General features: G+C 69.2%; 6 protein-coding genes and 1 pseudogene. 2 read left to right on the top strand and 5 right to left on the bottom strand.

Annotation, left to right across the window (positions count from 1 at the left end):
* Positions 1–312 precede the first annotated feature (312 nt).
* Together tgmB and tgmA are read right to left on the bottom strand one after the other, a co-directional pair.
* On the bottom strand, positions 313–1278 hold the full coding sequence (gene tgmB, locus ACFWIS_RS40125) for an ATP-grasp ribosomal peptide maturase (protein WP_380460717.1): 966 nt from the start codon (positions 1276–1278) through the stop codon (positions 313–315).
* The gene (tgmA, locus tag ACFWIS_RS40120; RefSeq protein WP_380460715.1) at positions 1278–1550 is read right to left on the bottom strand and encodes a putative ATP-grasp-modified RiPP; all 273 of its coding nucleotides are present in this window, start codon (positions 1548–1550) and stop codon (positions 1278–1280) included. Before tgmA ends, tgmB begins: the two co-directional genes overlap by 1 nt.
* Positions 1551–1765: 215 nt before the next feature.
* Between tgmA and ACFWIS_RS40115 the strand changes: the two genes are divergently transcribed.
* The gene (locus tag ACFWIS_RS40115; RefSeq protein WP_380460713.1) at positions 1766–2401 is read left to right on the top strand and encodes a TetR/AcrR family transcriptional regulator; all 636 of its coding nucleotides are present in this window, start codon (positions 1766–1768) and stop codon (positions 2399–2401) included.
* Positions 2402–2465: 64 nt separating this feature from the next.
* Here ACFWIS_RS40115 and ACFWIS_RS40110 read toward each other — a convergent pair whose 3' ends face one another.
* Positions 2466–2663 carry a hypothetical protein gene (locus ACFWIS_RS40110; RefSeq protein ID WP_380460762.1) on the bottom strand — a complete coding sequence of 66 codons (198 nt, stop codon included), beginning with the start codon at positions 2661–2663 and terminating at the stop codon, positions 2466–2468.
* Positions 2664–2853: 190 nt separating this feature from the next.
* Positions 2854–3192, bottom strand: a pseudogene (locus tag ACFWIS_RS40105) (DUF4158 domain-containing protein); the annotation flags it as partial.
* Positions 3193–3610: 418 nt separating this feature from the next.
* Between ACFWIS_RS40105 and ACFWIS_RS40100 the strand changes: the two are divergent.
* Positions 3611–4705: a DUF4037 domain-containing protein gene (locus ACFWIS_RS40100; protein ID WP_380460761.1), complete on the top strand. Its 1095-nt coding sequence runs from the start codon at positions 3611–3613 to the stop codon at positions 4703–4705.
* Positions 4706–4865: 160 nt separating this feature from the next.
* Here ACFWIS_RS40100 and ACFWIS_RS40095 read toward each other — a convergent pair whose 3' ends face one another.
* On the bottom strand, positions 4866–6860 hold the full coding sequence (locus tag ACFWIS_RS40095; RefSeq protein ID WP_380460711.1) for a TIM-barrel domain-containing protein: 1995 nt from the start codon (positions 6858–6860) through the stop codon (positions 4866–4868).
* Positions 6861–7503: the final 643 nt, after the last annotated feature.

The raw sequence follows: 7503 nt of genomic DNA, 5'->3' as shown, positions 1-7503 counted from the left end.
CTCAAGCACGAACGCCCCCACAGTCGAACGAGATCATCAACGAGCGCCAGTATGCCGCGAGCCGCCAGGCCCCAGTTACGGGACAACCTTTAGCGGGGGCGGAATGGGGAGGCGGAACAGTGGACCGGATTCGATTGGATCGACGGCCGATTCCGGCAGGTCGACGGGCCGAGCCGATTGGATCTGCGAGAGGGGGCGGAATCGACCGATTCCGCCCCCATGGCGCCATTCATCCGCAAAGTAAGCAAGCCGGGCTCACCTACTTCCGGCCGGCTCATCTGGCTACGGCCGACATTCAGATGGCAGGCCGGTTCACACTTCGGGACCCTTCTGAAGTTGGTCAGCGATAGCGATGGCGATCGAGTCGGTGATCGAGTCGGGTTGCCATGCCCACTGTCCGTTGGGGTTGCACTCAAGGAAGTACCAGTCGCCAGCAGCCGTGACGGCGAAGTCGAACGCGCCAAAGGCGAGTCGGTAGGTGGCGAGATAGGCGAGAACTGAGCGCGCGACCCGTGCGGGGATGTCGATCGGGGCGCACTCCATCAAGGATTGGCGCTGCCGCCAGTCGAGATCAGGGCTGTCGATCCGGACCGCGAACAGCTGGTTGCCGACAGCCGTGACCCGTACGTCGCATTCCTTCTCCACCTTGACTTGGAACAGGTGGGGGCAGGCAGCCACCGCAGCCGTGATCTCATCCGCCCGCACCTCCCCCACCCACACCTGTTGCGCCTGGCCGTCAACCTTGTACGGGGTGTTCCATAGCGGCTTGTAGACCACTCCACCGGCCTGATGGGCGATGAACTCCCGCGCTTGGTCAGTGTTGTTGGTGATCAAGGTGTCGGGGACCGAGAAACCGCTGCGCTGTGCGGTGGCGAGCTGGGCCGGCTTGTACTCCGCCGCCCGGTTGCTCCATGGGTGGTTCACGTAGTGGGCTCCGGGGAGCGACGCCAGGATCCCGCCGACGCCCCACTGGGATTGTGATCCGGCGAACCGACGATCTTGTTCATCCAGGCCGCTTGGACCTTGGAAGGGCGAGGGGCGGCGTGTCCAGACCGAGCGAACCTCGGTGAGGTCGATTTCTCGGCTTGACGTCCGCAAGGTGCCGCGCTGATCGCCTGTGCGATACGTGGCGGTCAGCGCAGCACCTGCAGGCAGGTCGACCCCGGGGTCGAGACGCACCACCGAGACCCGACGTTCCGCGAGGATGCGCAGGACCACGTCAGCCGTCACGTCATGGTGGTTGGTCAGGACCAACACCGACCCACTCGGGTCTGTCATCACCAGCCGCTGGGGTTGTGGTCCGAGTCCGAATCGTTGTCTGAGTCGGAGTTGTTGTCGGAGTCGTAGCTATCCGGACCACTCGTGCTCGTAGAGTTCTGCGTGCTGCTGCTGACGTTGGTGCTTGTGGAGTTCGAGGGGCTACTGGTAGCCAGGTGGTTGCCGAGCTCGACCATGTGGCCGGCCCCGTCGATGATCACGGCGATCTGAGTCTCGGGGTCGATCACCGGGGTAAGCAGGGGAACCGGGTTGGTCTCGGCGTACGGCGCCATGCGGGTGGTTCCCCAGGGGGCGCCGTGGTCTCGTGTTTCCATCGTTCTCCCATTCTTCCAACTGTCCGCATGGATGGGCCCCTCCGCAGTTGAGCGGGGCCCATAGGCGGTCACCGCGACTTTTTGGTACTCGCCGCCGCATTGCCGACTACCACATCTGTGGTAACACGCTTGGATGACGCATACAAGGTGTCGGCAGACAAAGGGAATTGACTGTGAATCAGGTTCGCCGTGATCTGCTGGGCGACGCGGCCATCTCGGTGCTGGCAGAGGCCGGTGGGCGCGGTCTGACCCACCGGGCCGTCGACGCAGCCGCGAGGGTGCCACTGGGGACCGCGAAGAACTACTTCCCGACCAGGGATGCCCTGCTGCGCGCGGTGGCGGAGCGGTGTGTGGAGCAGTACCACGCCATAACGGCACAGGTGACAGCCTCCGAAGCGGGGCCCACCGACCGCGAGGGCCTGGTGTCCATGTTCCGTGGGCTGCTCGCGAACCTCGCCGGGCCGGGGCGCCCCCGCATGCTCGCCTTCCTGGAACTGCACACCGAGGCCGCTCGCAAGCCCTGGCTGTCAGCGATCCTCGACCAGATCGCCACCGCCGACTTCACGGGCTTCGAACGGGCCCAGCGGGCGGCCGGGCTTCCCGTCACCCCGCAGCGGGCCGCAAGCGTCACGCTCGCCCTGCACGGTGCCATCCTCCACCTGCTGGCGGACGGTCCCCGCGTGCTGGCTGCCGCCGGCCTGGACAACCCCGATCAGTTTGTCCGCAGTCTGCTGGATGCGGTGTACCCAGAGAGCCCGATCTCCTCGGCCTCGGTGTCCCAGGTCGGATCCCGGGCCCCCAGACGGTAGCCCTGCCTGCTGCGCCGGTCATCGTGCGCCGTCGGCAGGACCGGACTCCCCCGGAATTACCTCGTCATCGGCCAACCACTCGCAGCCGTCCGCGGTGAAACGCACCCAGTCCCCGTGTGTTGGTGCCGTGGGCGTGGATCGCCAGCATCAGCCGCTCGGCGAGCACCTCCTCCGGCAGCGTCCGCGAGCCGGCCACCGAGGTGATCGACTTCAAGCAGCCGGTGCGCAGGATTGCCTCCTTGAGCATGTCGATCAGCGGCACCGCCGACCAACGGCGCCCCACTTCGGCCTTGATCCGGCGCAGGTTGCGCGGCTCCTCTTGCGCTTCCGGGCCGGTGAACTTGATCGCCCCGGCGGCGCGCTCCTGATCTCCAGCCAGTCCAGCCCCGGCGCCACCGGCCGGCCGCGCTTGTCCGCCCGGTATCCTCGCGCACCCGGTCCGTATTCCGCTCGGCGTGCGCGACGTTGCCGGCCAGCCAGGCCGTCAGCTTCTCCGCGTTCTGCACCGAGCACATCCGAAAGCCCAGGTGCTCGCGGATCTGGGCACGGTGGTGCTCGATCGTGCTGCCGGACCACTGGTAGGACTCGAAGTCGGCGGCTGGCACGCCCATCTGCCGGGCGACGAACTCCACCACCTCGTCCGCGAAGTCCATCCGGCTCCGGGGGAACCGGCCGTACCGGGTGTAGAACTTCAACAGCAGTGCGAAGCCGACGCGCGTCCCGCCGCTTTTCCCCGCGACCAGGTCCACCTGGTCATCGAGCACCGTCCAGTGCTCCACCAGCTCGTCCATGCCCATCGGCTGCCGCCCCGTGGCCCCGCATCATGCCGGACAACCCCAGGTCAACGCGGACAAACGACCAAAGATCACCCGCACTTGGGGCTCATGACACGGTCGTTAAGGCACCCCAATACGGTGGCGCACCCGGGCGGGCACACCGTGGCGGGAGATCCCTGAGCGGCACGGCCCGTGGACCAGGTCTACGACCTGGTCCGCCGGTGGCAGCGCGACGGCACGTGGAAGCGGATCCTGGAACGCGGTGCAGTGCGGGACCAACCGGCTGAAACGGCACCGTGCGGCGGCCACGAGATACGACAAGTCGGCCGTTCGCTACGAGGCAACGGTGCTGGCCGCCGCCATCAACGAGTGGCGGTGACCGGCTTCGTGAAAATCGGTGGTTGACGGATGCGAGGTGAGCAAGAGTGACCGGGTGACGACATCCGATGCCGAATTCCTCCCCGGGCTCGCACTGTCACGCCTCCTCTACGAGGAGGCGGTGGGGCCGATCCTGGAACAGATGCATCCGGGGTTACCGCATGCTGCCGCTCTGGTGGGCGCGGGATCGGAGGTCTTGGGGTTCGACACGCCCCGGTCAACCGACCACGACTGGGGCCCTCGACTGCTGATCTTCCTCACCGCCGAGGACGCGGCTGCGCACGGTACGCGGATCCACCGCGTGCTGGCCGAGCGGCTGCCCAAGCACGTGCGGGGCCGCCCCACGCACTTCCGGCAGGTCAATGACCGGGTCGGCCACATGGACGCCACCGATGGCCCGGTGAACCATCGGGTGCTGACGCTGGACACCCGTTCGTGGTTGACCGGGCAACTCGGCGTCGATCCGACCGGCGCCGAACTCACTGTCCGCGACTGGCTGGCGATGCCGCAGCAGTGCCTCGCCGAGGTCACTGCCGGTGAGGTGTTCCACGACGGTCTCGGCACGCTCAGCACGGCCCGGCGGCGACTTGCCTGGTACCCGGACCAGGTGTGGCGGTATCTCTTGACCTGCCAATGGCAGCGGATCTCCCAGGAAGAGGCTTTCGTCGGACGCTGCGCGGAAGTCGGTGACGCACTCGGGTCAGCCGTCGTGGCCGCACGCCTCGTCCGAGACCTCATGCGGCTGTGCCTGCTCCTGGAGCGACGCTACGCGCCCTACGGCAAATGGTTGGGGAGCGCGTTCAGGCAACTGCCGGTGGCCGAGAAGCTGACGCCGTCCCTCCGGGGAGCCTTGGCTGCAACGGGGTACCGGCAGCGAGCCACGCATCTGTGCAACGCCTACGAGGTCGTGGCCACGCTGCACAACGAGACCGGCCTGACGGAACCCCTGGCCACAACCTGCCGGCGGTACCACGGTCGCCCATACCGAGTGCTGTTCGCCGAACGTTTCGCGAACGCGGTGGCGGAGACGGTCACGGACACGTACCTACGCGACCTGCCACGGATCGGAAACGTCGATCAGTGGGCGGACAGCACAGATCTCCTGGGCTCGCAGGAGCTGCGGCACGCCGTGACCGATGCTCTTCCCTGACACACCTTCGCCGGCACCTTCGAAACACGCCATGGGTACTGACCACGGGTGTACTGACCACGGAGGGCGGTCGACAGGGGGCTCACGGCGGACCGCAGTCAGCCGCGGTCCGCCCCGTGTCCACGCGTTCCGACGGGAAGCGCGACCGCTCCTTCGGCCGTCAGGCCTCAGAGGACGTCAGTCGGGCCACGACGTCGGCGCCTTCCCGGACGAAGACCGGGATGCGCTCCAGCGGGGCCTCGGCGTCGAGCGTCGTTCCGCCCTCCAGCACACCGCCGGTGGCCGGGTGGTGCCAACGGGTGCCGGACGGCAGGTACACCCGGCGGGCCCGGACGCCCGCCTCGTACACGGGTGCCACCAGCAGGTCGGGGCCGAGCAGGAACTGGTCGTCCACCTCCCAGGCGCGCTCGTCCTCGGGGAAGTCGAAGAACAGCGGACGCATGGGCGGGGCGCCGGTGCGGTGGGCATCCTCGGACAGGGCGTGCAGGTACGGGCGCAGGCGCTCGCGCAGCAGGAGGTGGTCGCGGAGGATGTCGTACGCCTCCTCCCCGTACGACCAGACCTCGTTCGGGCCGCCGGTCATGTCCGTGGCGAAGGCCGGGTAGTTGGGTGCGCGGTCCCCGTGCAGCCGCATGACCGGGCTGAACGTGCCGTACTGGAACCACCGGATCAGCAGCTCACGGTACGCCGGGTCGTCCGGGTCACCGCCGAAGAAGCCGCCGATGTCGGTGTTCCACCAGGGGATGCCGCTCATCGCGACGTTCAGCCCCGCCCTGATCTGGCGCCCGAGGGAGTCGAAGGTCGTGGGGATGTCACCGGACCACAGCAGGGCCCCGTAGCGCTGGCTGCCCGCCCACACCGAGCGGACCAGCGACAGCGGGCGGTCCTCGCCCACCGAGCGCAGGCCCTCGGCCACCGCACGGACGTGCTCCAGCGGGTAGAGGTTCGCGGCCTCGGCGGCCGGCCCGGCCGCATAGACGGCGCGGTCGGCGATGCCCGGGGGCACGTCGGGTTCGCAAGCGTCCAACCAGAAGCACGCCACCCCCAGCGAGCGGTAGTTGTCGTTCAGCCGCCGCCACAGTTCGGCGCGGGCTCCGGGGTGGGTGGCGTCGTAGTACGCCATCGGGCGGATCAGCGCCTGCCCGCCGTGCCGGGACGGCCACGGGAAGGTCAGCAGGCCGCCACCCGCGTCCCGTACGAGGTGACCGGCCGAGCGGAGCCCGTCGTAAGCGTCGCTTCCGGGCTCGACGGTGGGCCACACCGAGACGGCGAGCTTCGCTCCGAGTTCCGACAACTCCTCGACCATGGCGGCGGGGTCGGGCCACTCGCTCTCCTCGAAGCGCCAGTCGCCCATCCTCGGCCAGTGGAAGAAGTCGCAGACGATGACGGACAGCGGAAGTCCGCGTTCCTTGTACTCCCGCGCCACGGCGAGGAGTTCGTCCTGGGTGCGGTAGCGCAGTTTCGACTGCCAGAAGCCCGACGCCCATTCGGGCAGCAGGGGCGGACGGCCGGTGGCCAGGGTGTATGCGTCCAGGATCCGGGCCGGGGTGTCACCGGCGGTGATCCAGTAGTCGATGCGCCCGCCGCCGTCGGCCGTCCACCGGGTGGTGTCGGCGCCCAGTTCGACGCGGCCGGTGGCGGGGTTGTTCCAGAGCAGTCCGTAGCCGCGCGAGGAGTGCAGGAAGGGGACGGCCGCCACGGTGTTGGCCTGGACGAGGTCGATCACACAGCCCTTCTGGTCCAGGCGTCCGTGCAGGTGCTGCCCCAGGCCGTGCAGCCGTTCGCCGTCGTAGGCCTGGAAGGACTGTTCCGTCCGGCCGCCCGCCGCGTGGACGCGGGATCCGGCGTGGTGGGCGTGCGGGCTCCGCTCGGCGAGGAGTTCGCGGCCGGACACGGCGTGACGGAACCTCAGTCGGCCGTCCGCCGAGGCCTCGACGGCGATGCGGCCGTTGACCAGGCGGGCACAGCCGTCGTCCGAGACGGAGACTTCGGCCTGCGGGCATGACGAGGGGGCCTCCAGCGCGCCGGGGGCGGCGGGATCGATGGTCCCGGACGCGGCGCGCACCCGGAGGGCGTCCGGGCCCCAGGGCTCGATGCGGAGGACCTCGGCGGCGGTGTGCCGTTCCAGGCCTCCCGCGCGGATGCTGTAGGACATGGGTGGTTCCTCTGTTCACGTGGCGGGTGGATGCGGCCGGACGCCCGGTTGCCGGTGCCCGTGGTCGTCGTCGCTATCCCAGCGCCCGGAGCCCGGCGACGGCGTCGGCATCGGCATCGGCGACGGCGTCGGCGTCGGCGAGCATCCGGCGCGGAAGGCGAGGTGGTCCCCGCCGTAACCGCGCGGGGCGCACTCCATGACGAGCAGCAGGGCCAGGTAGAGCCGGTAGAGCGCCAGCCGGTGGTTCAGGGCGGAGGTGAAGTCGAGGTCTCCGTCCCGAGGATGCCCCGCTCGTAACGCAGAACCGGTGCGTCGGACGACGGGACGGCGGGGCGGCCGTCGTCCAACCGGACGCGGTAGGCGGTGTTGAACCAGCCGTCTCAGCCGCGCTCCAGTCGGCACCCGGTGCCGGCCGACTCGCGGAGCAGGGCGTCGAGTTCGCCGGGCGTCAGGCGGCGTTTGGTGCGGCTCTCCATGGGTGCTTCCGGCTGTGGGGCGGGTATGGGGTGGCCGGTTGTCAGGCCGGGTAGGGTAGTTCGGCTTCCCGCGTGCCGGCCGGGTGGACGTGCAGGGCGCCGTCCGGGCCGCCGGTCCGCAGTTGCCAGGGGTGCGGGCTGTCGGTGGTCACCCGGAGCCGGTCGCC

The organism is Kitasatospora sp. NPDC127060 (genome assembly GCF_042724935.1).
Taxonomy (GTDB): Bacteria; Actinomycetota; Actinomycetes; order Streptomycetales; family Streptomycetaceae; genus Kitasatospora.
Note: the sequence above shows the minus strand (reverse complement) of the source record. Positions and strands in the feature narration are given on the sequence as shown.